This is a genomic window from Mesorhizobium sp. M0047, from assembly GCF_040323315.1.
Taxonomy (GTDB): domain Bacteria; phylum Pseudomonadota; class Alphaproteobacteria; order Rhizobiales; family Rhizobiaceae; genus Mesorhizobium.
The window spans coordinates 116,241-142,635 of sequence record NZ_JAMYUW010000016.1 but is presented as its reverse complement, the minus strand read 5'-3'; the positions used below and the strand labels follow the sequence as shown (position 1 = coordinate 142,635).

The following is a 26,395-nucleotide window of genomic DNA, read 5'->3' as shown; positions in this document are numbered from 1 at the left end:
CTGTGGTCATATCGTCCTGAATATCGACTTACTGAGGCTTGTAGATCTGGTCGAATATACCACCATCGCCGAAATGGTAAGGCTGTGCTTTTTTCCAGCCACCGAAAAGCGGGTCGTCGATCGAGATCAGCTTGATCGGAGGCAGCTTGGCGAGATCCTCCGCCGGCACCAGATCGGGCTTGGCCGGGCGATAGTGGTTCTTGGCGATGATCGTCTGTGCTTCCTTGGAATAGAGCCAGCCCAGATAGGCTTCGGCAACCTTACGCGTGCCTTTGGCGTCGACATCGGCGTCGACCACCGCCACAGGTGGCTCGGCCAGGATCGAGGTCGGCGGGTAGACGATGTCGAAATTGTCGGCGCCGAACTCGTCGAGCGCCAGATAGGCCTCGTTTTCCCAGGCGATCAGCACGTCGCCGAGGCCTTTTTGCGCGAAGGTTACGGTCGAGCCGCGCGCGCCGGTGTCGAGCACCGGGGCATTGGCGTAGAGCTTGCCGACGAACTCCTTGGTCTTGGCCTCGTCGCCGCCATCATTGGCGTTGGCGTAGGCCCACGCGGCGAGATAGTTCCAGCGAGCGCCGCCGGAGGTCTTGGGGTTGGGCGTAATCACCTGGATGCCGTCCTTAACGAGGTCGCTCCAATCGTGAATGCCCTTGGGATTGCCCTTGCGCACGAGGAAGATGATGGTCGAGGTGTAAGGCGCTGAATTGTTTTCGAATTTTGTGCGCCAGTCGGGATTGATCTTCTTCGACTTCGAGACGATTGCGTTGATGTCGCCTTCGAGCGCCAGTGTCACCACATCGGCATCGAGTCCGTCGATCACGGCGCGGGCCTGGGCGCCGGATCCGCCATGCGACTGCTGGACGGTGACCGTCTCGCCGGTCTCGGCCTTCCAATGCGCGACGAAGGCTTCGTTATAGGCCTTGTAGAGCTCGCGTGTCGGATCGTAGGACACGTTGAGAATGGTGGTGTCGGCAAACGCGAAGCCGAGCGTGCCGAACTGGATGGATGTGGCGACCAGTGCGCCGAGCAGTTTCCTGAAATGAGGTTTGGTCATTTCTGCCTCCGTTGAACCCACGGCAAATCTACCGAACTGGTAGAAATTAGATGCATTGAATGTTGCCTTTTTTGCCCCTCTGGAGAAAATATTCGACGATCCTTTGCAGCATGGAGAAATATTTTCCTCCTGCATCTCCGGGAAGAATCCATGCCGCACACCCAGCCTATTTAGAAATGAGCAGCGTCGAGGCAAGGCTGCCGACAAGAAAGGATCGCGCGAGGCATGGGTGAATATCCTGCTATCTGCCGAGCGCCCGAAAAGCCAATTCCATGAATCTCTTGGCGAGATCTATTCGACGAACACCTTGACGCTGGCCGCGCGTCCCGCGGCGTCGATTACGGTCAGCGTCGAATAGCCGGCGCCGTCGGGTTGCCAGGTCGCGGTGCGGCGACGGTCGATGCCGGCGAGCGGCTTGCCGTTGGCCAGCCAGCGGAACGGCGCGCGGCCGCCTTGCAATTTCAGAACCAGCGGCGAGGCATCGACTGAATTGGTGTCGAGATCGATGCGGGCGCCGTCGGGCGGGAAGATGATAGTCGGCGCGGGTTCGGTCACTGTCGCCTGCACGAGGCCGTCCGACCCGGCGCCGAAGCGGGCGAGCGTCACCGGTAGGTCCTCGCGCCTGGGGCTGATCACGCCGGGCGGCCTGCCCGGCAATGGGACGGTGGCCAGGCCCGAGCGGACAAAAGCCTCGAAGAGGATGGGAGCGGCCGAGACATAGCCGGACAGGCCCGGCACTGCGCCGGCGTCGGGGCGGCCGACCCAGACACCCAGCACATAGCGGCCGTCGAAGCCGACCGACCACGCGTCGCGATAGCCGTAGGAGGTGCCGGTCTTGTAGGCGATGCCGCGCTGCAAGGCGCCCTCGGGCGGCTTGACGCCCGATAGAATGTCGATGATCTGCCAGTTGGCCTGACCGTCGAGGATGGTAGCGCTGGTGCGCTCGGCATTGGCGGGCTCGGTGCCGTCATGCAGCGTGTGCGTCTTGCCGCCATTGGCGAGCCCTGTGTAGAGCTGGACGAGGTCGCGCAATGTTATCCCAACCCCGCCAAGGCCGATGGCCAGGCCCGGCGCCTCGTTGACCGGCAGCACGGGGCTGACGCCGGCCTGGTGGAAGCGCGCCATCAGACGCGTTGGTCCGACCGCGTCGAGCACGCGGATCGCCGGCACGTTGAGCGACAGTTGCAGCGCTTGGCGGATGCTGACGTCGCCCTGATAGCCCATGTCGAAATTCTTCGGCCGGTAGCCGGAGAAATCGACAGGACTGTCGTCGATCAGCGTTTCCTGCGCCACCAGCCCCTGTTCGAAGGCAAGACCGTAGATGAACGGCTTCAGCGTCGAGCCGGGCGAGCGGACGATCTTGGTCATGTCGATCCAGCCGGCGCGGCTGGCGTCGAAGAAATTGGCCGAGCCGACTTCGCCGAGAATGTCGCCGGTGCGGGAGTCGGCCAGCACCATGGCGACCGACAGGCGAGGTCCAAGCTTGGTGGCCGCGTCCCGCGCCACCTGCTCCAGCCCTTCCTGGACGCTCTTGCGGATCGTCAGCTGCAAAGGCTGACCGGGAACCGCCTTGGGCAGCACAGCATAGGCGGCGTGTGCGGCGAGCGCCGGCAGCGTGCGGCGCAGCCCCGCCACATCGTCGAGTGCGGCACGTGCCGCCTCGCGTTCGCCGAGCAAGCCGGAGGAGACCATGCGGGTCAGCACCCGGTCGCGGGCGGCGTGGGCGATTTTCAGGTTGCGGTCCGGCCGTCGCTTTTCCGGCAGCTGCGGCAGGGCAACGAGCAGGGCGGATTCCGACACGGTAAGCCGCTTCGGCTCCTTGCCGAAATAGGCGAGGGACGCGGCGCGCACGCCTTCCAGATTGCCGCCATAAGGGGCCAGCGTCAGGTAGCGCTCGAGGATCTCGCGCTTGGACAGCCGCCGCTCGATTTGGATGGCGCGCAGCATCTGCTTGATCTTGGAGCCGAGGCTGCGGCTCTCGCGCGGCTCGATCAGCCGGGCAAGCTGCATCGACAGGGTCGAGCCGCCGGAGACGATGTGGCCGCTGGTGGCGAACTGGCCGGCAGCACGGGCCAGCGCCAGCACGTCGACACCCTCATGATCCCAGAAACGCTTGTCCTCGTAGGTGACCAACATGTCGATGAATTGCTTGTCGACCTGATCGAGCCGGGTTTCGAGCCGCCAGTAGCCGTCCGGAGTGGCGAAGGCGCGCAACAGCTGGCCGTCGCGGTCCTGGACTTCCGTCGAGACCGTGAGTTCGGCAGGCAGCGGTGGCGGGAAGGCGCGGTCGAGTTCCCAGAGGGAGGCGGTGGAGAGCGCCAACAGGCAGGCGCCGCCTGCGGCTCCAATAGCGAGTTTGCGAAGTATCTTCATGGCTGGAAAGATGCCCCCTCATCCGGCCGCTTCGCGGCCACCTTCTCCCCGATGGGGAGAAGAGACTGGCGCCGGCGCTGGTCGTCTCCTCTCCCCTCGGGGAGAGGTCGACCGAGCGAAGCGGAGGGCGGGTGAGGGGGCACTTTGCTTATCGCGTCCATCACCACCAGCGCCTTACGGCGCCTTGATCTCCATCATGCCGGTAGCGGTGCGAGCCGAATATTGCGGCCTGTACATGTCCTCCACCATTGACGCTGGGTGTGCATAGGTGCCAGGCGTCACGGCGCGCACGACATAGGCGAGGGTCAGATTGTGATCGTGGTCGCCGTCGGCCGGGTTGAACGCGGCGACGAAACGGTCGTCGCGGAATTCGAGATGGGCCGCATCGGTCTGCGCCAGCCACGAGAAGTTGGTCAACTGGGCGCTCGACACCAGGCCCGGATTGTCGATCTCGAAGCCGGCCGGCAACAGGTCCGTTACCAGTAGGCGCGACGGCCAGCTGTTCTGCTCGTTGACCTTGAGCACGACGACATAGCGTTCGTTCTGGGTCGCCTCGGTGACATTGGCTTCAGTGCCATCGAGCTTGTAGTAGGTGCGATCGATGGTGAAGCCGTCGCCGCTTGCCGGCAAGGGCTGGATCGGCGACGCCACCGTCGTGACGACGGCCTGCAGCGGAGTCTTGCCGGTGTTGGCGATGGTCAGCGGGCTGTCGGCAAGGTCGCTGCCGTCGATCTGGTTGGAATAGCCGCCGGCGTGCGCCGCACCATTGACTGTCAACGTGATTGCATCATTGCCTTCTTTCAGCGCGCGAGCCGCCAGCAGCATCCAGGATTCGTCCTGGGTGCTGGTCCAGCGGGCTTCGGCGCGTTCCCTGGTCACCAGCTTGATCAGCTCAGGCACGATCGTCGGCACCGGCTTCGATTCCGCCGCCAGCGCCAGCATCGCCGCACCGTCACGCAGCCGCGAGCCGTAGTCGGAGCGGTAGTAATCGTAGTCGGTGGTCGACTTGGCGAGTTGCAGGGCGGTCTTGAACGTCGCTTCGGCGCGCGGCGTATCGCCGTAGAGCGCCAGGCTCGCCGCCAGCTGGGCGACGGCCATCGGGCTGGAGAAAGCTTCGAGCTGGGTGTCCGCATAGTAGCGCAGATCGCCGATCGAGGCCTTCTTGTTGCGGGCCAGAACGTAGAGGGCGTAGGCGATCTCGCTGCCACGGTCCTGTACGCTCTGGTCGTAGCCGAGCGAGTTCTGCAAATTGCTCAGCGCCTGGTTCATGGCCAGGCTCGGTACGTCGTATTTCTGCTCGCGCGCCCTGGTCAGGAAGTCGGTGACATAGGCATCGAGCCACGGATCGCCGGAGCCCGGACCCCACAGGCCGAAGCTGCCGCCCGAGGCCTGGTAGCTCAGAACCTTGTAGATCGCGTCCTGGATGCGGCCATGGATGTCGGGGTCGCTTGCCATGCCGATGCCGGATGCCAACTCATTGACGTAGAGAAGCGGCATCGCGCGGCTGGTGGTCTGCTCGGCGCAACCATAGGGGTAGCGGTCGAGCGTCATCAACAGCGACGGCACGTCGAAGGCGGAGGCCTGTGAAACGCCGACGCTGACGGAAGCGCCGTCGAGCAGGCTTGCCGCCAGCAGTTCCTTGTCGACCCGCAACGCGCCGCCATTGCCCTTGAGGTCGACCACCAGGCGGGTGGTGACCGGCAATTGCGCCGGACGCACCGGCACGTAGAGCGTCTGCTCGACCTGGGTGCCGTCGGCATGGGCGAGCTTGATGGTCAGCGAGGCATTGCCGGCCGTCTGTGCGATCAGCGGCACGGTCAGCGTCTGCCGCTTGCCCTGGGCGAGCGTCAGCTTCTCGGGCAGGGGCTTGTCGCCCGTCGACAGGTCGCCCGTCGTTTCGATCGACAGCGCATAGTCGCCGGCAGGGCCATCGGTGTCGGCGACATCGAGGCGCATGACGGCAGCGTCACCAGGCGCCAGGAAGCGCGGCAGGCCGGCGGTGATCACGACGGGATCGCGCACGATGACGTCGGACTGGGCATGGCCGACTGCGTCCTTGGTCCAAGCGACGGCCATGACGCGCACGGTGCCGTTGAACTGCGGAATGTCGAAGTCGATCCGCGCCTTGCCGTCGGCATCAAGCTCGACGGGACCGGAGAAGAAGGCGACCAGCTTTTCTGTCGGAGGGCTGCCCTGCGCCTGCATGTTGGCGCCGTCGCCGCCGGTCCTGAGCTTGCCGGTATTCCCCATCGAACCATCGATCAGGCGTCCGTAGATGTCGCGGATTTCCATGCCCAGCATGCGCTGGCCGAAGAACCAGTTCTCCGGATCCGGCGCCTTGTAGTTGGTCAGGTTGAGGATGCCGACATCGACGGCCGCGACCATGACATAGGCATTGGCGCCCGGCTGCACGCCGGCGACCGAAACAGGGATCGACAGCTGCTGGCGCGGCATGGTCTTGCCGGGCGGCGCCAGGGTGATGGCGAGCTTCTTCGAGCCCGGGTCGACCTTCAGCCATTTCACGCCGATGGCGCGCGCCGGCATGCGCGTTTCCTGCGCCTCGCCCGGTCGAAACAGGGTCGCGGTGACATAGGCGCCGGCGCCCCAGTCGTCGCCGACCGGAATATCGACGGTGCTGCCTCCCGCCGGCACTGACGCCGTAACGCTCTTCAACAGCTTGTCGGAACCGATGTTGATGAGAAGTTCCCCGGCAAAATGCGGCGAGACTTTCAGCTTGGCCACTTCGCCCGCGGCATAGCTGTCCTTGTCGAGAGCGATCTCGAGGCCGTCAGGCGTTTCGGTGGTGGTAGATGAGACGTACCAGCCGGCATCGAATTCGTAGCTGGTCGCCGGTCCTTCGGGATCGGCGGTTTCAACCTCGAGCCGGTACTGGCCCCAATCGACCGGCACGGAGACCGTTGCGTTGCCATCGGCACTGAGGTCGACCTGGCCGTTGGCGATCGACTTGGTGAAGGAGACCGGTTCGTAGTTCCAGGAATTGTTGGAGCGGTACCACTGGTAATTGCGTTCGACCTTGACCAGCGTCCATTGCGCGCCTTTCAACGCCTCGCGCTTGCCGTCGGGATCGACGGCGATCAGGCTGAACTTGGCTGTGCCGCCTTGCGGCACTTCATTGTCGGCGAAGTCAGGGCGGATGCCGATCATATGGCCTTGCGGACGGATGCCGATGTCGAGCGAACGCTCGATGGCGCGGCCGCCGGTTTCGCGCATCCTGACCGTCACCTTGGCGTCGACCAGCTTGGTGGTCGAGGGCAGTTGATCGACGGAGACCGGGAAGGTCACTTTGCCGTCATCGCCAACCACCGGCAGATCGGCGAGGGGGGTAACAGTGGGTTCTGCGGACTGCTCGTCTGCGAGGCCGAAGGAGAAGCCCTGGAAACGGTCCCAATCGCGCGAGGTCGACAGCGTCAGCTCGCCTTCCAGCGCCAGGCCTGCTGCCGGCGCGCCGTAGAGGAAGCGGCCGTCAATGTTGATGTTGGCGATTTCGCCCTGCGCGATCTCCTGCTTGTCGGCCTTCATGTCGAATTCGATGCGATCCGGCACGAAATCCTCGACCAGGAACATCTGGCTGGCCACCGCCGCCTGCTTGGGATCGGTGTAGATCGACACCGACCAAGTGCCGCGCATGGCGTTGGGTTCGAGCGGCAGGTCGACGGCATGGCCGCCGACCGAGGCGCCGTCGCTGACGATGCGGCGGTCCTCAACGCCGTCGGGGCGCGAGAAGATGAAGGTCAGCGGCAGGTTTTCGACCGCCTTGGCGGCGCCGTCGCGGGCAAGGGCCGCAACATGAACGTCCTCGCCGGCGCGGTAGATGCCACGTTCTGTCCAGGCATAGACGTCGAGCGCCCCGGGCGCCGCGCGCCCCGTGACGCCGCGGTCGGACAGGTCGAAGCCGGCGCGGCCCATGTCGAGAAAGACGAAATCATCGTTGCCCTGCTTGGCCATCAGCACGGCCGGCATCATGCCGCCGTCGCCGCGCGTCAATCCGGGATTGAAGACGGCGTGGCCATCGGCATCCGATGTCGCCGTGCCCAGAACCTCATTGTTCCTGGCAACCAGGGTCAGTTCGGCGCCTGCTATCGGCTTGGCGCTGCCCAGCGAACGGGCAAAGACATTCAGGCCGTCCTGGCCGGTATAGGTCGACAGGCCGATGTCGGAGACGACGAACCATTGCGTAGCCATCGAATTGTAGTCGTCGGCGTTGTCGTTGACCGCCTGGGCGGTCAGCACATAGACGCCGGGCTTGCGCTGCGGCAGTGCTTCGTCGACCGGGAAGGAGGTGGTGACCTCCTTGTTGAGATCGTTGGCGATGTCGAGCTGGCCTTGCCAGACCGGCGCGCCCATCTGCTCGGAAATGTTGGAGATGTCGTAGCCGTCAAGCTGGTGCAGGAACTGGTAACCCGACAGAAGTTGCGCCAGCGAGCGGTCGCCGATGCGGTAGAGCTTCATCTCGGCTGCGTTCATGTTGACGGTGACGACCGGGATGCCGCGGCGCGCGCCGGCCGGCAGCACGAAGCTGTCGCCAGTGAAGCGGGCGGACGGTGCGCGGTCCTGCACATAGATCGACAGCACCACGGGGGCTGCGGTCACTTCGCCGATTGCCGCCGGCAGGCCGGCGCGGAAAGTAACGTCGTAATGCTGGCCGTGCTCCAGCCCTTCGACGCAGATCTGCTTGTCCTTGGCCTCGACTCCTTTGGGCGGCGCATTGTCGACGGTGACGAACTGCGCGTAATCGACGCCGGTCTTGACCAGATCCTCGGAGAATTGCGCGCAGATACGCGGCGCGCTGGTGTCGGCATCGAGGGTGTGGTCGATGACGCGGAAACCCTTGCGCGCCTTGAGATCGGCATAGTCGGCCTGGACCGCCGGCGAAGGGTTCAGGGCAAGGCTGGCTTCGTAGGCCTGCAGCGCCGGCCGGTAGAGATCCCGCTTGTCGAGGCCGTTGCCGAGCAGCGCCAGCGCTTCGGCTCGCGTCTTGGTGGTGCGGAGCAGCTTGTAGGCGATGAATGCGGCCGACGTCCCGTCTGCCGGCAAAGTGGAGGCATCGGAAGTGTTGGCGGCGGGTTGCACGGCAAGCGTTTCACGCGCCAGGTTGAGCCAGAGCTGGCCGTCATCGGGCATGACAGACACGGCGCCTTCGTATCTCAGCATGGCGGAGCGGTGGTCGCCGGTAAGCACCGATTGCTCGGCGGCAGTCGTCAGCGCGGTCAGCCCTTCGGTCGGCTTGATGTAGGCCGGACCCAACAACTTGTTGCGGTATTGCTGGGCCTGATCGGCCATCCAGTTGGGGAAGAAGGCGAGTTCAGGCGGCGCGCCGATATCGGGATCGCCATCGATGTTGACGACCTTGCCGGCGACCGCGCCGTTGAACAGTTTCAGCTGGTTGTAGTCGGATTTGAGGAAGCACCATTTGGCTTTATTGTTGTAAGTGAAGGCGCGGCAGGCCGGATCGCCCAGACATGTCGTCTTGCACTGGTCGAGCGTGACGTTCTGGTCGGATCTGAGATCAAAGCCGAAATAGTCGGAATTGTCCGTCGTCGCTATTCGTCGGGATTCAGCCGCTTGCGCGATACCACTCCAGGCAAAAAACAAAAGAATCAGGACCGACAGACCACGAGCCGCTCGCATTGCCATAGCACCCCTCCAGACACAGCTGACGTTCCAGGCATGATCAAGCTTCAGTCAGGCTTGTCAACGCAAGGACGCGGCAGGGTTCCGCCTGCCAACGGTTTCCTTTCCGGCCGATGGCCGGTAGTACCTCCATAGGACAGGGGATCACGCTTTCTTGCGGCAACGCAAAAGGTGTGAATTCCAAGCCCGTCCTATTTCAGACAATTGGATTGTGGCCCCTTTACGAGCGCTTCAGAACTTCATTCCAATTTTAGTTTTATAACCTAGGTTGTCTTAATGCCGGCGCATGAAGAGCAGATGTCAGGAGGTCGCGCGCCAGGGCGTGTGCTTCCGCGCGCCCTGCTTATAGCCGTGATATGCTCGGCGGCGCTGGTTCCCGAATCAAGGCCGGCGGCTGCGTTCGAGCTTTTCGGCATCAAGTTGTGGGGGTCGTCCAGCGACGAGGATGCCGACATCGTCAACCCGCTGCGCTATGCCGTCACAATCAATGCCCCCGACGCCGACAAGGATCTCGTCAAGAAGCTCGAAAACGCCTCGACGCTGAAAAGTGACGAGGAGCGTCCGGTTTCCGGTTCGCTCGGGCTGATGGCCAAGGCGCGCAGCGATCGCGAACAGCTTGTCGCCGCGCTCTATGCCGATGCCCGCTACGAAGGCGTGGTCACCGTCACCATCGACGGCAAGCCGCTCGATGATTTGCCGCCCGACGCCGAGTTCAAGGGGCCGCAGCCGGTCCCGGTGGTCATCGACATCGCCAGCGGGCCGAAATTCACCTTGGGCAATATCCGGCTGCAAGGCGACGCGGCGGGGCTGATGAGCGCCGACTATGGCCTGATATCAGGCGGCGACGCCGGGTCCGGCGCCGTGCTCAAAGCCGAGGCGCTGATCGTGCGGACGCTGAAAGAGCAGGGCAGGCCGCTGGCCAAGGTGACCGATCGTCAGATCGTCGCGGACCATGCCACTTCGACGCTGGACGTGACGCTGACGGTCGCCGCCGGGCCGGTCGCCGGCTACGGAGCGACCACGGTGGAAGGCACCGAGAAGGTCGACCGCGACTTCACCGAATACATGACGGGCCTCAAGCGCGGCCGGCAATATTCGCCGCAAGAGATCGACGATGCGCGCGACCGGCTGCTGGCGCTCGAAGTCTTCAACAGCGTGACGTTCAAGGAAGCCGACACGCTCGACGCCGACGGCAACATTCCGATCGGCGTCCAGGTCAGCGAGCGCAAGCCGCGCTATTTCGGCGTCGGCGGCAGCTTCTCCAACACCGAGGGGCTGGGCCTGGAAGGCTATTGGGGCCACCGCAACCTGTTCGGCCGGGCCGAGAAGCTGCGCATCGATGGTAAGATCAGCGGCATCGGCAGCAACGATCTTGGCGAACTCAACTACAATGCCGGTATCATGTTCGAGAAGCCGGGCGTGATCGGGCCGGCATCGAAGTTCATCGCCAGCGTCAAGACCGTGCTCGAACATCCTGATGCCTATGACCATTTCTCGGTCAAGGGCAGCACCGGCCTGTCCTACGAACTGACCAAGAACCAGACGGTTTCAGCTGAGTTGGCGCTCGACTATTCCCGCATCCACGACGCTTTCGGCAAGCACAAATACCTGATCGCCAGCATTCCGTTGCAATATGTCTATGACAACAGGGACAACCGGCTGAACCCGACCAGCGGCTTCCGGGTGCTGGCTTATGCCGAGCCGAGCTACGACATTTTGAGCGGCGCGGCTTTCCTCAAGCTGAAGGGCGAGGGATCGGCCTATCAGTCGCTGGATTCGGCTTCGAAGTTCGTGCTGGCCGAACGTGTCGCCACCGGTTCGATCGTCGGTACCAACCTAGAACACGTGCCGGCCGACCGGCGCTTCTACTCCGGCGGCGGTGGTTCGGTGCGCGGCTATGCCTATCAGGGCATCGGCCCGAAGGATTTCACCGGCCAGCCGATCGGCGGCCTGTCGTTCTTCGAGACTTCGGTCGAAATGCGCATCGCCATCACCGACACGATCGGCATCGTGCCGTTTGTCGATGCCGGCACCGTGTCGACCAAACCGTTGCCCGATTTCTCCGACGTCAAGGTCGGCGCCGGCGTCGGCTTGCGCTATGTGACGCCGTTCGGGCCGCTGCGCATCGACGCGGCCGTGCCGCTCAACCGCGATCCGAGCGACCCGCATTTCGGCATCTATGCCGGCATCGGACAGGCGTTTTGACGATGAAGACGGTCTGGCGCATCCTCCGCATTGTCCTTTACACGCTGCTGATCGTGGTTGCGGGGGCGATCGGCGCACTGGTCGTGCTGACCGAGACCGAGCGCGGCCGCGACAATCTCGCCGGCATCATCTCGCGCCTGGCTTCGAGCGACGACCGCAAGATCACTGTCAGCGGCATCGACGGCATCTGGTCCGGGGCTCTCAGCGTCGACCATGTGGTGCTGGAGGACCGCGAGGGCGCCTGGCTGGTGGCGCGCAAGGTGGCTGTCGATTGGTCGCCGCTGGCGCTGCTGTCGAAAAATTTCAGCGCCGACCGCATCGCCGCCGAACGCATAGAACTCGCCCGGTTGCCTATGGCCAGCACGCAGCCAGCGCCGAGCGGCGGCACGACGACGCTGCCGGTTTCGCTCGACATCAAGCAGATCGACCTGCCCGAGATCGCGCTCGGCCAGGATCTGGCCGGCAGCGGCATCGCCGAACTCGCCGCCAAGGGAATGCTCAAGGCCGACGCCGCGCCGCTGGCGGTCGAGACGACGCTCAACGTCGCCCGCCGTGACGGAAAGCAAGGCAATGTCGATGCCAAAATCCACTTTGCGCCGGCAGACAACAGGCTCGACCTCGATCTCAAGGCCTCGGAGCCGGCAGGCGGCATCATCGCCAATCTGCTCAAATTGCCCGACGCGCCGCCGGTCGACATAATCGTCTCCGGCACGGGACCGCTCGCCAACTGGAACGGCATCGGCACGTTCTCAGTCGACGGCAGGATCGTCACCCAGCTGACAGGCCGCCACCAGTCGACCGACAAGGGCAGCCATGTCGAAGCCGAGGGCGACGGGGACTTCGCTAGCTTCCTGCCGGAGAATTTGAAGCCGCTGTTTGCCGGCAAGACCAGCTTCGATGTCGCGGGCACCGCCACATCAGCCGGCGGCGTCAGTGTCGACCGTGCCAATATCGACAGCGATGCGGTGCATGGCACCGCCACCGGCATCATCGACCCTGCCGGCGCAAGCGATCTCTCGGTCGAACTCGCCGCCAAGGGGCCGCCGGTCGTCATCAGCGTCGGCAGCAAGGCGCAGCCGATCACGCTGGCGATCAACAATGCCACCGCCCGCGCGTTCGGGGACGGCAAGGCGCCGATCATCGACATCGGCGCCTCCTTCGTTTCGATCATAGCCGGTGGTACGCGACTGGACGATCTGGCGGCGCAGATCCATTCCGACGGTTTCGACATCCAGACCCGCGCCGGCCCGGTCGCCGTCAAGCTGGAGGCAGGTGGTCTCAAAACCGACGTGGCGACGCTGGCGCCCTTGGTCACCGGCAAGGTCGGCGTCGACCTCGCCGGATCGGTCAGCAAGGATGCCATTGCCATTGACCAGGGCACATTGCGCTCGGACGCGCTCAACGCCTCGCTGACGGCGACGGTGGCGCTTGCCGATCTGTCGATGCAGCTCAAGATGAACGCCGATGCCGTCGCGACCGCCCTTCCGCCTCAGATCGCCTCTGTGCTCGGCGCCCGGGTGAAATTCTCGGCCAGCGCGACTCGCGATCCGCAGGGCTCCTTCGCTGCCAACGCGATCGAATTCACGTCCGGGTCGCTCAGCGCCACTGGCACCGCCAGCTTGCAAGGCACCGATATCCAGGCCGACATCAAGGGCAAACTGGGCAATGTTTCCGTGCTGTCGCCAACGGTCGGCGTGCCGGTTGCCGGCGGCATCGATTTCGCGCTGACGGCAAGCGGCGCCATGACGGCCCCGGACTTCACGGTCTCCGCCGACAGCGACAGCCTGACGGCCTCGGGCCGCACGGTGAAGAGCATCAAGCTGACGGCGAGCGGCAAGGCCGACATTGAGAACCCTGCCGCCAACGTCTCGCTGACCGGTTCCGTCAACGACCAGCCGCTCGACCTCAAGGCGGCACTGGTGACCAGCGAAGGCAAGCGGTCGATCAATGGCTTCCTGGTCTCGCTTGGCGACAACGAGATCTCGGGCGACCTCGCGCTGGACGACAAATTCATGCCGCTCGGCACGCTGACGCTCGCGGCACCCGCCATCGACCAGCTGGCCGCACTTGCCGGCCAGGCGGTGACGGGCGACGTCGATGGCACCATCCGCTTTGCCAAGGAGGGCGACGCGCCTTCCGTCGCAATCGATGCGAAGAGCACGTCGATCGCACGCGGCGAGGTGACGGCCAAGACCATCACCGTCAATGCGCTGATCGCCAATTATCTCAAGGCGCCGGCGATCGCCGGTTCGATCAAGGCCGACAGCGTCACCTCCGGAACCACCGAAATCGGCGGCATCGCCGTCGATCTGAAGCGCGACGGCGACTGGACCAATTTTACCGGCGGCGCCACCATATCGGGCATTCCGGCAACCGCTGCCGGCCGGGTGAAGATCGCCGACGGCACGACAAGCGTCGAGATCGCCTCGGGCGAAGCCACGGTTCGCGGCATCAAGGCGACAATCTCTCAAGCCTCTACGCTAAGCATTGCGAACGGCACGACCACCATCGAGAAATTGGCGCTCGATGTCGGCGGCGGTTCGGTGACGCTGTCGGGCACCGCCGGCCAGACGCTCGACCTCGCGGCGCAATTTTCGGCGCTGCCGGCAGCACTGGCCAATGATTTTTCGCCCGGTCTCGATGCGGCGGGGACGCTCGGCGGCACGGCGCAGGTGAGCGGATCGCCGGCAGCTCCCGACGTCCGTTTCAATGCGCAGCTGGCTGGCGTCGAAACCAGCCAGACTCGCCAGGCCGGGCTCGGGCCGCTCGCTGTCGATGCCGCCGGCAGCTACACGACGGCCGGCGGTGTTTTGCTCGACCATGCGACGCTGACCGGCGACAAGATTTCCGGCCAGGCGACCGGCACCCTCAATCCGAACGGCGCCAGCGATTTTGCTATCGACCTCAATTCGACCGGTCCGAGCCTGCCGCTGACGCTGGGCAGCGCTGAAAGCCCGATCAAGCTCGAGCTGCAGGCGCTTTCGGTGAAGGCAGCGGGGCAGGGCGCGCAGCCCCGGCTCGACATTTCGGCGAGGGTGCCTTCGGTTGCTACGAAGTTGGCGAAGGTAGAAGGCATCGCGGTCGCCCTGCATTCCGATGCCTTTGACTTGAAGACCCGCACAGGGCCGATCTCCGGCACGGTATCGGCGGAAAAGATCGGTCTCGACAATGCGACCATTGCGCCGCTCATCGCCGGCAAGGTCACGGCCAAGGTTGTCGGCAGGCTGGCTGCGGATGCAGTCACCATCGACAGCGGCTCGGTGACGAGCGATGCGCTGAACAGTGGCTTCACCGGTCGGGTATCGCTGGCCGACGGCGCCATCGACCTCAATTTGAAAGCCGATGCCGCCTCGACGGCGCTGCCGGCGGCGGTGCGCGGCATGCTTGCCGAACGCGCTGAACTGAGCGCTGCGCTGAAGCGCGATGCGTCGGGCAATGTCAATGTCGATGGATTGCAACTGGCCTCGGGCGCGCTGACTGCGCAAGGGCATGCCAGCCTTGCCGACAACAAGCTCGCCGCCGACATCAAGGGTGCGCTGAGCGATGTTTCGCTGCTGTCGAAAGACGCCAAGGGCGCCATCGCCTTCGCGTTGAATGCTCAGGGGCCGGCCGCCGCGCCGGATCTGTCGCTGACGGTCGACAGCGACAGGCTGCTGGTGGCGTCGCGCGAGATAACCGGCCTGAAGCTGACCGCCACAGCCAAGGCCGATGCCGCCAACCCGGCGGCGAATGTGCAACTGACCGGCAATGTCGCGGGCCAGGCGCTGCAAGGCAGTGCGGTTCTGGCGACGGCTGACGGCAAGAGCGCAATCAATGGCCTGCTGCTGTCGCTCGGCAAGAACAGGATTTCCGGCGATCTGGCGCTGGATGACAAGTTCGTGCCGGTCGGCACGATTGCGCTCGACCTGCCCGATATCGGCCCGCTGGCGGCACTGGCGCTGGAGAAGGCAGAAGGCGACGTGCGCGGAACGATTGCTTTCTCGAAGAATGCCGGCGCACCGCAGGTCGCGATCAAGGCGGCGACCGCGTCGATCAGGCGGGGCGACCTTCAGGCGAAAGCTGTCTCTATCGATGCGCTGGTCGCCAACTATCTGGCAGTGCCCGTGATCTCCGGAAAAGTCCGCGCCGACACCGTCACGTCAGGGGGCACCGTGATCAGCGGCATCGATGTCGACTTGAAACGCGACGGTGACTGGACCGGCTTTTCCGGCGGCGCGACCGCCAAGGGCATTCCGGCGCGGGCCGCTGGCCGCGTGAAAGTGGCCAACGGCACGACGACCATCGAGCTTGCGTCCGGCCAGGCAACGGTCCAGGGCATCAAGACCGCCATCGCCCAGGCCTCGACCGTCAGCATTGCCAATGGCACGACGACGTTGGACCGGCTGGTGCTCAACCTTGGCGGCGGCACAGCGACGGTGACCGGCAAGATCGGCACGGCGCTCGACATCAACGCGACGCTGGCGCGGGTGCCGATGTCGCTCGCGAACAGTTTCTCGGCCGGTCTCGACGCCGCCGGCTCGATTTCGGGCACGGTGAAGGTGACGGGTGCGCCGGCGAGCCCTGCGGTCGCCTTCAACATCGACGCGGCGGGTGTGCAGACATCGCAGACCCGAGGCGCTGGTGTCGGGGCGGTGAGTGTTTCCTCGTCCGGCACCTTTGCCGCCAACAAGCTGGCCTTCAACGCCAATGTGAGCGATGGCGCCGGCCTTGGCCTCAAGGGCGGCGGCACCGTGACGACCGCTGGCACGCCGGCGTTGGTGCTCGATTTCAATGGCGCCGTGCCGTTCGGCCTGCTCAGCCAGAAGCTCGCCGCGCAAGGCTTGTCGCTGTCTGGAACCGCCAATGTGAATTTGCAGGTGCGCGGTGCGGCTTCAGCGCCTGTCATTGGCGGTAGCGTCAGCACCTCCGGCGCGCGTCTTGTGGATGCGCGCTCGGGCCTCGCCGTCAACGATCTCGCCGCCGATATCTCGATTGCCGGCGGCATCGCCAGGATCAACCGGCTGACCGGGACGCTGTCGACGCGCGGCAGTCTGTCGGCCAGCGGCACGGTCGGCATCAACCCGGCGCAGGGTTTCCCGGCCGACCTGTCGATCAAGCTGGTCGACGGCCGCTATACGGACGGACGGGTCGTGACCGCCAATCTCGGCGGCGACCTGACGATCAAGGGACCGCTGACGTCAGCCCCGGTGATTGCCGGCACCATCAATCTCGCCAAGACGGTGATCACGGTTCCGGACAAATTGCCGGGCTCGCTGGCGGCGCTCGACGTCAAGCACAAGAACGCGCCGGGTGCTGTGCGGGCGCAGGACAAGGCGCTGCGGCCGCCGACGACCAGCGGCAAGGGCGGCGGCACGGGCCTCACCCTCGATGTCACGGTCAATGCGCCGAACCAGATCTTCATCCAGGGCAGGGGCGTCGATGCCGAATTCGGCGGCTCGCTCAGGCTGACCGGCCCGGCCGCGTCGCCGCAAGCGATCGGCACCTTCACCTTGCAGCGCGGCCGGCTGTCGATCCTTGGCAAGCGGCTGACCTTCACCGAAGGCACGGTTGGCTTCTCCGGCTCGCTGGTGCCCTATCTCAACCTGGCGGCGACAACGACGACGAGCAGCGCCACCGTCACCATTCTGGTGTCGGGCGAGGCGACAAATCCGAAATTCATCTTCTCCTCGGTGCCGGCGCTGCCCGAGGACGAGGTGCTGGCGCAACTGATCTTCGGCCGCTCGATGTCAAACCTGTCGCCGCTGCAGATCGCCCAGCTCGCCGAAGCGGCAGGGCAACTGGCCGGGGTTGGCAGCTCGACATCGCTGCTGGAAAACCTGCGTAGCGCCATCGGCGTCGACGATCTCGACGTCACCACGGACGAGCAGGGCGGCACGGCGGTTTCGGCCGGCAAATACCTTAACGACCGCACCTATGTGACGATCCAGAAGGGTGACAAGCCAGGCTCGGGCAAGGCGACGGTCGATCTCAATGTCGGGCGCGGGGTCAAGCTGCGCGGCGAGGCCAACGACGCCGGTGAAGCCAAGGGCGGCATCTTTTACGAGAGGGAATACTGATACTTCGTCGGAGCTTTTGGCCTTAGGGCGGTTCAAGGCCGGCGCTGTCCGGGCCCGCGTAAATGTCTCAGTTTAATCGACTATCGAGATTCCAGAGGAATCCGTCACGCAGTAGCAATTTTGCGCCAAGACTGTCGTTATCACGCGAACCGCTTCTTTGCCAAAGTTGCACATTCCCTAACATGTTCCCAATCCATGCCGTCTTTGACATCATGGCCCGGATGCGGAATGTTAAAAGGCGGAAAGCCAACAATGGGAGTTAAGTCATGACGATTTATAAAAGTAATGGCGATCGCGTTCCGGATCACATCCTGGCCATGGCCGAAGACGCCAAGGCAGGCAAGGTGGATCGCCGCGAATTCCTGGCCATGGCCAGCGTCTTCGGTGCGTCGACGGCAATGGCTTACGGCTTGCTCGGCCTCGCCGACCCGACTCCGGCGAAGGCCGAAGAGGTAAAAGGCAAGAAGGGCGGCACGCTCAAGATCGCCCAGTGGATCAAGGATCCCAAGGACCCGCGCAAAGCCGACTGGTCGGAAATTGCCAATGCCGAGCGCCAGGCGCTCGAGCCGCTGGTCAAGTATACATCCGAATACACGTTCCGCCCCTACCTGCTGGAGAGCTGGGACGTCAACGACGACGCCACGCAGTACACGCTGCATGTGCGCAAGGGCGTCACCTGGTCGAATGGCGACCCCTTCACTGCCGCCGACGTCGTCTTCAATCTGAAGCGTTGGGCCGACAAGAAAGCCGAAGGCAATTCGATGCCCGGCCGTCTCGGCTCGCTGGTCAAGGATGACAAGCTCGACGAGAGCGCCGTCACCATGCCTGACGACCACACGGTCGTACTCAAGCTCGGCAAGCCTGACATCGCGCTCATTCCCAACATGTGCGACTATCCCGGCCTGATCGTCCACAAGAGCTTCGACGAGAAGGGCGGCGACTTCAAGGCCTGCCCGATCGGCACCGGTCCGTTCGAACTCGTCTCCTACGATGTCGGCCAGAAAGTGGTCTACAAGCGCCGCACCGACGACAAGTGGTGGGACGGTGAAGTGTTCCTCGATGGCCTGGAATTCATCGACTACGGCACCGATCCGGCCGCCATGGTCAGCGCTTTCGAAGCTGGCGAGGTGCACACCAATTTCGAGACCTCGGCCGACTATGTGTCGATTCTCGACGGCATGGATCTGGTCAAGTCGGAAATCGTTACGGCATCGACCATCGTCTGCCGCTCCAACGTCAACAACAAGCCCTATGGCGAACAGAAGGTGCGCAACGCGCTGCAGCTTGCGGTCGACAACAATGTCGTCCTGCAGCTCGGCTACGGCAATGCCGGCTCGGTGGCCGAAAACCACCATGTGTGCTCGATCCATCCGGAATATTACGAGCTGCCCAAGGTGGCCCGCGATCCGGCCAAGGCAAAGGCGCTGATGGCGGAAGCCGGCCAGGCGGACTTCGAACACGAGCTGATCACCGTCGACGAGGACTGGCACAAGAACACCGGCGATGCGATCGCCGCCCAGTTGCGCGAAGCTGGCATCAAGGTGAAGCGCACCGTTCTGCCGGGCTCGACGTTCTGGAACGACTGGACGAAGTATCCGCTGTCGATGACCAACTGGAACATGCGCCCGCTCGGCGTCCAGGTCCTGGCCATTGCCTATCGCACCGGCGAGGCCTGGAATGAGACGGCGTGGTCGAATCCCGACTGGGATGCCAAGCTCAATGCGGCGCTCGCCGTTGCCGACGCCGCCAAACGCAAGGAAATGATGAAGGATATCGAGCAGATCCTGCAGGATTCAGGCATCATCATCCAGCCGTACTGGCGCAAGCTGTACAGCCACTCGGTCAAGGCGGTGCAGAACTACAAGATGCACCCGACCTTCGAGCGCGACTACGGCAAGGTCTGGCTCGAACAGGCTTGATTGCGCCGACAAGGGGAAGGGGCGTCGCCCCTTTCCCTCGCTCTTTGCATCGTCTGCCCCTGAGGGTGCGCGCTTCTCAAAAAAGTTGCGGGACTCCAGGCCAAGGTCATGCAACAAAAACAAGGTTGATCGCATCCGAAGGCCTGTTTGACAGCCAGCCCCGCCGGTCACGGCAGGGTTGGCTTTCATAGCCGGCTCAAACCCCAACCCATCGGCAGGGGCAGCCATGCTTTCTTTCGTTATCAGGCGTCTTGGCACCATGGCATTGACGATGCTGTGCCTGACCATGGTTGTCTTCTTCCTGATCAACCTCGAACCCAATCTGAAGAAGCTGGCGATCAGCCAGACCGAAATGCATACGTCGGCCGAGCAGCTTGAGAATTGGCTGGTCAATCATGGCTACCGGCAGAACTTCTTCGTCCGTTACGGCCAGTGGCTGGGCGTCGTGCCCAAGCAACCGGTGACCGACCCTGCGACCGGAAAGCCAGCGCAGCGGTTCTCCTTCTGCAACGATCCTGTCGAGCCGACCTTCGCCGGCGTCCTCGAAGGCGATTTCGGTTGCTCGACCAAGTTCAAGGCATCGGTCGCCTCGAAATTGTTTCCGGCGCTCGGCGCCACCGGTATCCTGATGTTCTGGGTGCTGGCGGTGATGGTGCCGATCTCGCTGCTGATCGGCATTCTGGCCGGCATGCGTGAGGGCTCGCGAACCGACCGCGTGCTTTCGGTCGCCTCGATCGCTTCGACGGCGACACCTGAATATGTATCGGGCGTCATCTTTACCGTCATCTTCGCCTCGTGGCTTGGCTTGCTGAATGGCTCGGCCGCTTCGGCGAGCCAGGGCATCACCTTCTACAATTTCACGTTGCCGGTGATGACGCTGGCGATCTACGGCATCGGCTACATCGCCCGCATGACGCGCGCTTCGATGGTCGAGGTGATGACGCAGCAATATATCCGCACCGCCCGATTGAAGGGTCTCTCCTTCGGCAGCGTGGTGGTCAAACACGCGTTGCGCAACGCACTGATCGCACCCTTCACGGTCATCATGCTGCAGTTTCCCTGGCTGCTCACTGGCGTCGTCATCGTCGAGGTGATGTTCCGCTACCAGGGCTTCGGCTATACGCTGGTCGAGGCAGCCGGCAACAACGATATCGACCTTTTGCTCGGCTGCTCGCTGGTCTCCGTGTTCATCGTCTTGATCACGCAGCTCATTTCCGATGTCGGCTACGCGTTTCTCAATCCGCGTATCAGAGTTCAGTAGGGAGCGAAGCGGATGCCGGTACAATATATCAGTGGCTTCACCGTCGTTCTCGAAGTGCTGTCGCGCTTCTGGCCGGTCTGGATCGCGCTTGTCATCGTCATGGGCGCGAGCTACGCCTACAAGAAGAAGCTGGCGCTCTACGGCCAGTTGTTCGATAGCGGCGTCGGCGTCGTCGGCGTCGGCATCTGCCTGTTCTGGCTGTTCACGGCGATCTTCGCCGCAACGATCTCACCGTTCGATCCGCTGGCCCAGGTCCCCATCATGAAGGATGTGCTACCGGGCGCCATCGAACCGCAATCGGGACTTTCCTATCTGTTCGGCGGCGACAAGCTGGCGCGCGACGTGTTCTCGCGCATGGTCTTTGGCAGCCAGATCGTGCTGATCATCGCGCCTGCCGCAACCGGCTTCGCGCTGATGGTCGGCATCACGCTCGGCCTCCCGGCCGGCTATTACGGCGGCAAGATCGACACGGTGCTGTCGTTCCTGGCCAATTTGGTGCTCGCCTTCCCGGTCATCCTGCTGTTCTACCTGCTGGTGACGCCGGGCATCATGGATACGCCGATCCCCTATGCGATGGCCGGCGTGTTCTTCCTATTCCCGATCATCTTCTTCAGCGTGCTGTTCTGGACGCGCTACAAGAACCGGCCCGACCGGCTCTACATCCTGCTCGGCATCACCTTGATCGTCGGCGGCTGGATCTATCTCGGCCTTGTGTTCGACAAGGACCCGCTGCGGATCGTGCACATCGATCCCAACCAGCTCAACATCTTCGTGGCGGTGGTGTTCGCCTCCAGCCCCGGCGTGTTCCGCATCGTGCGCGGCCTGGTGATGGACATCAAGACACGCGACTATGTGGCAGCGGCGCAGACACGCGGTGAGTCGCCCTGGTACATCATGCTTTGGGAGATCCTGCCCAATGCGCGCGGGCCGCTGATCGTTGATGCCTGCCTGCGTATCGGCTACACCACCATCCTGCTCGGCACGCTCGGCTATTTCGGCCTTGGCCTGGCGCCGGAAAGCCCGGACTGGGGCACCGCGATCAAGGACGCCAGCCGTCTGCTGCGTTCCTTCGTCCACCCCGCGCTGCCGCCGACGATCGCGCTGATGTCGTTCGTGCTGGGCTTGAACCTGCTGGCCGACTCGCTGCGCGAACAATCGATGAAAGACTGATCTGCGGGTCTCGACCCGATGCGCCTGAAAGAACCAAGAACCAGGCCCGAAAGAACCAGGATTGGAGCGACCCATGAATGAGGCAGTTCGAAATCCCGCCAAGCCGGCCAATGGGCCGATCATCGAGATCGAGAACCTGTCGATCTCCTTCTTCACCCGCAAGGGCGAGATACCGGCGGTCATGGATTTTTCCTGCACCGTCATGCCGGGCGAGGCGATGGGCATCGTCGGCGAATCCGGCTGCGGCAAGTCGACCGTGTCGCTGGGCATCATGCGCGACCTCTCCAACATCGGGAAGATCGTCGGCGGCAAGATCAAGTTCCAGGGCAAGGACATGGGCGAGCTCTCCGACGAGGAGCTGCGCACCATCCGCGGCAACAAGATCGCTATGATCTACCAGGAGCCGATGGCGAGCCTCAACCCGGCGATGAAGGTCGGGCAGCAGTTGATGGAAGTGCCGCTGATCCACGACAAGGTGTCGAAGGAAGAGGCGTATAAACGCGCGCTTGAAATGGTGCGCTCGGTCAAGCTGCCCGATCCCGAGCGCATGATGCGCTCCTATCCGCACCAACTCTCCGGCGGCCAGCAGCAGCGCATCGTCATCGCCATGGCGCTGCTGTCGAAGCCGGCGCTGCTGTTGCTCGACGAGCCGACGACGGCGCTCGACGTGACGGTGGAAGCGGGCATCGTCGACCTGGTCAAGGGGCTTGGCGAGAAGTTCGGCACGTCGATGATCTTCGTCTCGCACAATCTGGGCCTGATACTGGAAACCTGCGACCGCATCACTGTGATGTATTCGGGCGAAGCGGTTGAGACCGGCAAGATCAAGGACGTGTTCGACCGGATGCGCCATCCCTACACGCAAGGACTGTTCCGCTCGATTCCGCTGCCCGGCGCCGACAAGAACTCACGGCCGCTGATTTCCATCCCAGGGCAATTGCCGCTGCCGCACGAGCGGCCCAAGGGCTGCAATTTCGGCCCGCGCTGCCACCATTTCGTCGAGGGCGTCTGCAACGCCGCCGAAATCCCGATGATCGAGGTTGAGGGTCACGAAGGCCATTTCTCGCGCTGCGTGCGCTTCAACGAGATCGACTGGGACGCGCTGCCGCCGGGCGCCAAGAAGGTCAAGGAGCGCGTCGTGCCCGGCGCGCCTGTGCTCAAGATCGAGGATCTCAGAAAATACTACAGGGTCGGCGGCAGCGAGGTGTTCGGCTCGAGCGAGGGCCGCGTCGTCAAGGCCAACGAGACGATCTCGTTCATGGCGCGCGAATCCGAGACCGTTGCCATCGTCGGCGAATCCGGCTGCGGAAAGTCGACGCTGGCCAAGGTGTTGCTCGGGCTGGAGACGGCAAGTGCCGGCACGGTGACGCTGGGCAACAAGGAAATCCAGTCGACCGGCATCGAGAGCCGTAGCGTCGAGACTGTATCGTCGATCCAGATGGTGTTCCAGAACCCGTTCGACACGCTCAATCCCAGCCATTCTGTCGGCTCGCAGATCATCCGGACCCTGGAGAAGTTCAATGTCGGCAAGACGGTTGCCGACCGCCGCAAGCGCATGCTGGAACTGCTCGACCTGGTGAAGCTGCCGCGGGCCTTCGAGACCCGCAAGCCACGCCAGCTGTCCGGCGGCCAGAAGCAGCGCATCGGCGTGGCGCGGGCCTTTGCCGGCGACGCCAAGGTTGTGGTGGCCGACGAGCCGGTCTCGGCACTGGACGTGTCCGTGCAGGCAGCGGTGACCGAGCTTTTGATGGACATCCAGCGTAAGAACAAGACGACGATGCTGTTCATCAGCCATGATCTGTCCGTCGTTCGCTACATCGCCGACCGCGTCGTCGTGATGTATCTCGGCTATATCGTCGAGCAGGGGACGACCGACCAGATCTTCGCGCCGCCCTATCACCCCTATACCGAGGCACTGCTGTCAGCGATCCCGATCGCCGACACCAGCGTGGTCAAGCGCCACATCGTGCTGGAAGGCGATATCCCGTCGGCGATGAACCCGCCGTCGGGCTGTCCATTCCAGACGCGCTGCGGCTACAAGAAACTGGTGCCGGACAATCTGTGCGAGACCAAGGTGCCGCCGGTCAAGCATCTCGGCGACGGCCATATGAGCCTGTGCTGGCTCTCCGATGACGTGCTGGCCAAGATGGAGCCGGTGATCAAGTTCGACAAGGAACATGCCGCGCATGAGGGCGTGCCCGAGGACTCGCCGCATGGCGATGGCCCGGGCTTTGCCGGCCCGCCGCCGAAGCGTCCGCGCGGCAAGAAGCCGAAGCCGAGCTGATCAAGGCTGCCGCTGTCGCGGCAGTCCTTCTAGTTGCCGCACTGGCTCAACTGCTGCGCATAATCGCGGGCCATCTTGTCGGTCGCCCGCGCGTAGCCCTGTACGCCGGCATCGCCCCGGTTACCTCGCCCATAGGCGGTCCAGCCGAGATAGTAGGCAAGGTAGAGATTATAGGTGTCGTTGCGGGCGATGCCGTAGGTGTCTGCCGTCTTGGAGTGATACCAGCCGACGAAATCGACCGCATCGGCGAACTTCGTGCGCCGCGCCGCCCAGTTGCCGGTCTCGCCCTGATATTGCGACCAGGTGCCGTCCAGCGCCTGTGAGAAGCCGGTGGCCGATGAGACATGCTTCCACGGAATGAAGCCGAGAAGCTTGGTGCGTGGCGGCCGGGCGTTGCTCTTGAAGCCGGATTCCTTGCGCACCGTCGCCATCAGCACGGGAACCGGCACGCCATATTTCTGCTGCGTGCGCTCGGCGGCCGACTGCCAGTTGTCGAACCAGCCGTCATTCTGATCGAAGACGGCGCAGACATTGTTGATATGATTGGGCGCAGTGGCGCAGGCCGAAAGCGCCAGCAGCACGCAAACCGCAGCAATTTTACTAAAACTCGAACTACGCATCGGCAGAGCAATAGGCCGAAATCATAAAGGGAATCTTGCAGCCTTCGTTAATGCTTCGGCGGCGCGGTCCTCAGAGAAAGCATTGTATAGATAAAACGACGCATTTCGTCGTTTTATCTATATTGATATCGCAGAAATGCCGCCTTGGCTAAAATCACGCCCGCATATGACGTATTCCTGACAGCTTGCCTGGTTTGCCGGGGCTTTGATGCCAGGCATGAACGAACCGAGACGCAAACGCGGCGCCGAGCGCACCAGCAACAGGGGCCCGTCGGCCATTCCGCAACTGCCGCTGCGGCGTGTGACCAATCCCTATCCGCCAATGGCCATGCTGTCTGCCGACCAGATCGAGCAGATCCACCACGCGTCGATGCACATATTGGAGAATTTCGGCATCGAGGTTATGAGCCCGCGCGCACTTGCGCTTTTCGAGAAGGCCGGCGCCAAGGTCGATCATGCCTCGGCGAATGTCCGCATCGATCGCGGTCTGGTCGCCGAGGCACTGAAAACCACGCAGTCGAGCTATGTGCTGACGCCGCGCAATCCGGCCAATGCCGTTCATCTCGGCGGCAACACCATCAATTTCACCCTCGTTGCCGGACCGCCCAACGTGCATGACATGGAGCGCGGCCGCCGCGCCGGCAATCTGCGCGACTATTCGGACCTGACCCGGCTGGCGCAGCATTTCAACTGCATCCACATGCTCGGCAACCAGGTCTGCGCGCCGGTCGAGCTGCCGGCCAATTCCCGCCATCTCGACACCTATTTCACCAATCTGACGCTGACCGACAAGAGTTTCCATGTCTCGGCAATCGGCCGGGGCAGGGCGCTCGACGGCATCGAAATGATGGCAATCGCCCGAGGCTTGAGTCTCGACCAGATGCGCGACGACCCCGGCGTCACCACCATCATCTCGGTCAACTCGCCGCGCCGCTTCGACGAGATGATGGCCGAGGGGCTGATGACCATGGCCGAGTTCGGCCAGTCCGTGGCGGTGACGCCGTTCACGCTGATGGGAGCGATGAGCCCGGTGACGCTGGCCGGCGCGCTCGCGCAGCAGAATGCCGAGGCGCTGTTCGGCGTCGTGCTGACGCAGTTGGTGCGTCCCGGCGCGCCGGTCATGTATGGCGCCTTCACCTCAAATGTCGACATGAAGTCGGGCGCGCCGGCTTTCGGCACGCCGGAGAACACCAAGGCCAACATCGCGTCGGGGCAACTGGCGCGGCGCTACGGGCTGCCATATCGCACGACGCCGGGTTCGGCCTCCAACGCCGCCGACGCGCAAGGCGCATATGAGACGCTGATGGCGCTATGGGGCGCGGTGCTCGGCCACGGCAATCTCGTCTATCATGCCGCAGGCTGGCAGGAGGGCGGGCTGACGGCGTCGTTCGAGAAGCTCATCATCGATGTCGAGATGATCCAGCACATGATGGAATTCCTGCGTCCGATCGAGGTCAACGAGGCCGAACTTGCCGTCGAGGCGCTGGGCGCGGTGCCGACCGGCGGCCACTTCTTCGGCGAGCCGCACACGCTCGAGCGCTACGCCACTGCCTTCTACCAGCCGATGCTGTCCAACTGGCAGAATTACGAAGCCTGGCAAGAGGCCGGCGGGCTCGACGCCACGGCACGCGCAACGCGGCTGTGGAAGAAGGCGCTGGAAGACTATGTCGAGCCGGTGATGGACATCGCCGTGCGCGAGGCGCTGGAGGCTTACATGGCCAAGCGCAAGGAAGCGATCGGGCAGGGCGAACCGTGATGCCTCCCATCGTGAATCCATTCGCCCATCCAACCCACTGATATC

At 63.7% G+C, this 26,395-nt stretch carries 11 protein-coding genes; 7 read left to right on the top strand and 4 right to left on the bottom strand.

The genetic code is table 11. The features are described 5' to 3' along the window. Positions 1-28 precede the first annotated feature (28 nt). The 3 genes from NKJ89_RS17735 to NKJ89_RS17725 form a co-directional block, all read right to left on the bottom strand. Positions 29-1,054, bottom strand: coding sequence for a sulfate ABC transporter substrate-binding protein (locus NKJ89_RS17735; RefSeq protein WP_352604309.1), 1,026 nt, complete (start codon positions 1,052-1,054; stop codon positions 29-31). A 291-nt stretch (positions 1,055-1,345) separates the two neighbouring features. After that, on the bottom strand, positions 1,346-3,427 hold the full coding sequence (gene pbpC / locus NKJ89_RS17730; RefSeq protein WP_352604307.1) for a penicillin-binding protein 1C: 2,082 nt from the start codon (positions 3,425-3,427) through the stop codon (positions 1,346-1,348). A 174-nt stretch (positions 3,428-3,601) separates the two neighbouring features. Further along, a complete protein-coding gene (locus tag NKJ89_RS17725) occupies positions 3,602-9,082 on the bottom strand; it encodes an alpha-2-macroglobulin family protein (protein WP_352604305.1) in 5,481 nt (1,826 codons plus the stop codon). 273 nt (positions 9,083-9,355) lie between these two features. Here NKJ89_RS17725 and NKJ89_RS17720 point away from each other — a divergent pair, with 273 nt between their 5' ends. The 6 genes from NKJ89_RS17720 (at position 9,356) to NKJ89_RS17695 (ending at position 23,974) form a co-directional block, all read left to right on the top strand. Then, positions 9,356-11,284 (top strand): autotransporter assembly complex protein TamA, encoded by a 1,929-nt coding sequence (locus NKJ89_RS17720; RefSeq protein WP_352604303.1) that lies wholly within the window; start codon positions 9,356-9,358, stop codon positions 11,282-11,284. 2 nt (positions 11,285-11,286) lie between these two features. Next, positions 11,287-17,340 (top strand): translocation/assembly module TamB domain-containing protein, encoded by a 6,054-nt coding sequence (locus NKJ89_RS17715; RefSeq protein WP_352604301.1) that lies wholly within the window; start codon positions 11,287-11,289, stop codon positions 17,338-17,340. Between the two features lie 266 nt (positions 17,341-17,606). Further along, positions 17,607-19,259, top strand: a complete 1,653-nt coding sequence (locus NKJ89_RS17710; protein ID WP_023756930.1) for an ABC transporter substrate-binding protein — start codon at positions 17,607-17,609, stop codon at positions 19,257-19,259. Positions 19,260-19,485: 226 nt separating this feature from the next. Continuing rightward, positions 19,486-20,520, top strand: coding sequence for an ABC transporter permease (locus NKJ89_RS17705; protein ID WP_352604299.1), 1,035 nt, complete (start codon positions 19,486-19,488; stop codon positions 20,518-20,520). 12 nt (positions 20,521-20,532) lie between these two features. Further along, on the top strand, positions 20,533-21,690 hold the full coding sequence (locus NKJ89_RS17700; RefSeq protein WP_023756932.1) for an ABC transporter permease: 1,158 nt from the start codon (positions 20,533-20,535) through the stop codon (positions 21,688-21,690). A 73-nt stretch (positions 21,691-21,763) separates the two neighbouring features. Next, positions 21,764-23,974 carry a dipeptide ABC transporter ATP-binding protein gene (locus NKJ89_RS17695; protein ID WP_352604297.1) on the top strand — a complete coding sequence of 737 codons (2,211 nt, stop codon included), beginning with the start codon at positions 21,764-21,766 and terminating at the stop codon, positions 23,972-23,974. A gap of 29 nt (positions 23,975-24,003) precedes the next feature. On the opposite strand, the gene NKJ89_RS17690 is transcribed toward NKJ89_RS17695, so the two are convergent. Further along, entirely contained in the window at positions 24,004-24,594 is a 591-nt protein-coding gene (locus tag NKJ89_RS17690; RefSeq protein ID WP_352486324.1) for a transglycosylase SLT domain-containing protein, read from the bottom strand. A 217-nt stretch (positions 24,595-24,811) separates the two neighbouring features. Between NKJ89_RS17690 and NKJ89_RS17685 the strand changes: the two genes are divergently transcribed. After that, entirely contained in the window at positions 24,812-26,350 is a 1,539-nt protein-coding gene (locus NKJ89_RS17685; RefSeq protein WP_352604295.1) for a trimethylamine methyltransferase family protein, read from the top strand. Positions 26,351-26,395: the final 45 nt, after the last annotated feature.

Excerpts from the sequence above, each read along its gene's own strand:
- NKJ89_RS17735 (WP_352604309.1), bottom strand. The coding sequence starts at position 1,054 with ATGACCAAACCTCATTTCAGGAAACTGCTCGGCGCACTGGTCGCCACA.
- pbpC (WP_352604307.1), bottom strand. The coding sequence starts at position 3,427 with ATGAAGATACTTCGCAAACTCGCTATTGGAGCCGCAGGCGGCGCCTGC.
- NKJ89_RS17725 (WP_352604305.1), bottom strand. The coding sequence starts at position 9,082 with ATGGCAATGCGAGCGGCTCGTGGTCTGTCGGTCCTGATTCTTTTGTTT.
- NKJ89_RS17720 (WP_352604303.1), top strand. The coding sequence starts at position 9,356 with ATGCCGGCGCATGAAGAGCAGATGTCAGGAGGTCGCGCGCCAGGGCGT.
- NKJ89_RS17715 (WP_352604301.1), top strand. The coding sequence starts at position 11,287 with ATGAAGACGGTCTGGCGCATCCTCCGCATTGTCCTTTACACGCTGCTG.
- NKJ89_RS17710 (WP_023756930.1), top strand. The coding sequence starts at position 17,607 with ATGACGATTTATAAAAGTAATGGCGATCGCGTTCCGGATCACATCCTG.
- NKJ89_RS17705 (WP_352604299.1), top strand. The coding sequence starts at position 19,486 with ATGCTTTCTTTCGTTATCAGGCGTCTTGGCACCATGGCATTGACGATG.
- NKJ89_RS17700 (WP_023756932.1), top strand. The coding sequence starts at position 20,533 with ATGCCGGTACAATATATCAGTGGCTTCACCGTCGTTCTCGAAGTGCTG.
- NKJ89_RS17695 (WP_352604297.1), top strand. The coding sequence starts at position 21,764 with ATGAATGAGGCAGTTCGAAATCCCGCCAAGCCGGCCAATGGGCCGATC.
- NKJ89_RS17690 (WP_352486324.1), bottom strand. The coding sequence starts at position 24,594 with ATGCGTAGTTCGAGTTTTAGTAAAATTGCTGCGGTTTGCGTGCTGCTG.
- NKJ89_RS17685 (WP_352604295.1), top strand. The coding sequence starts at position 24,812 with ATGAACGAACCGAGACGCAAACGCGGCGCCGAGCGCACCAGCAACAGG.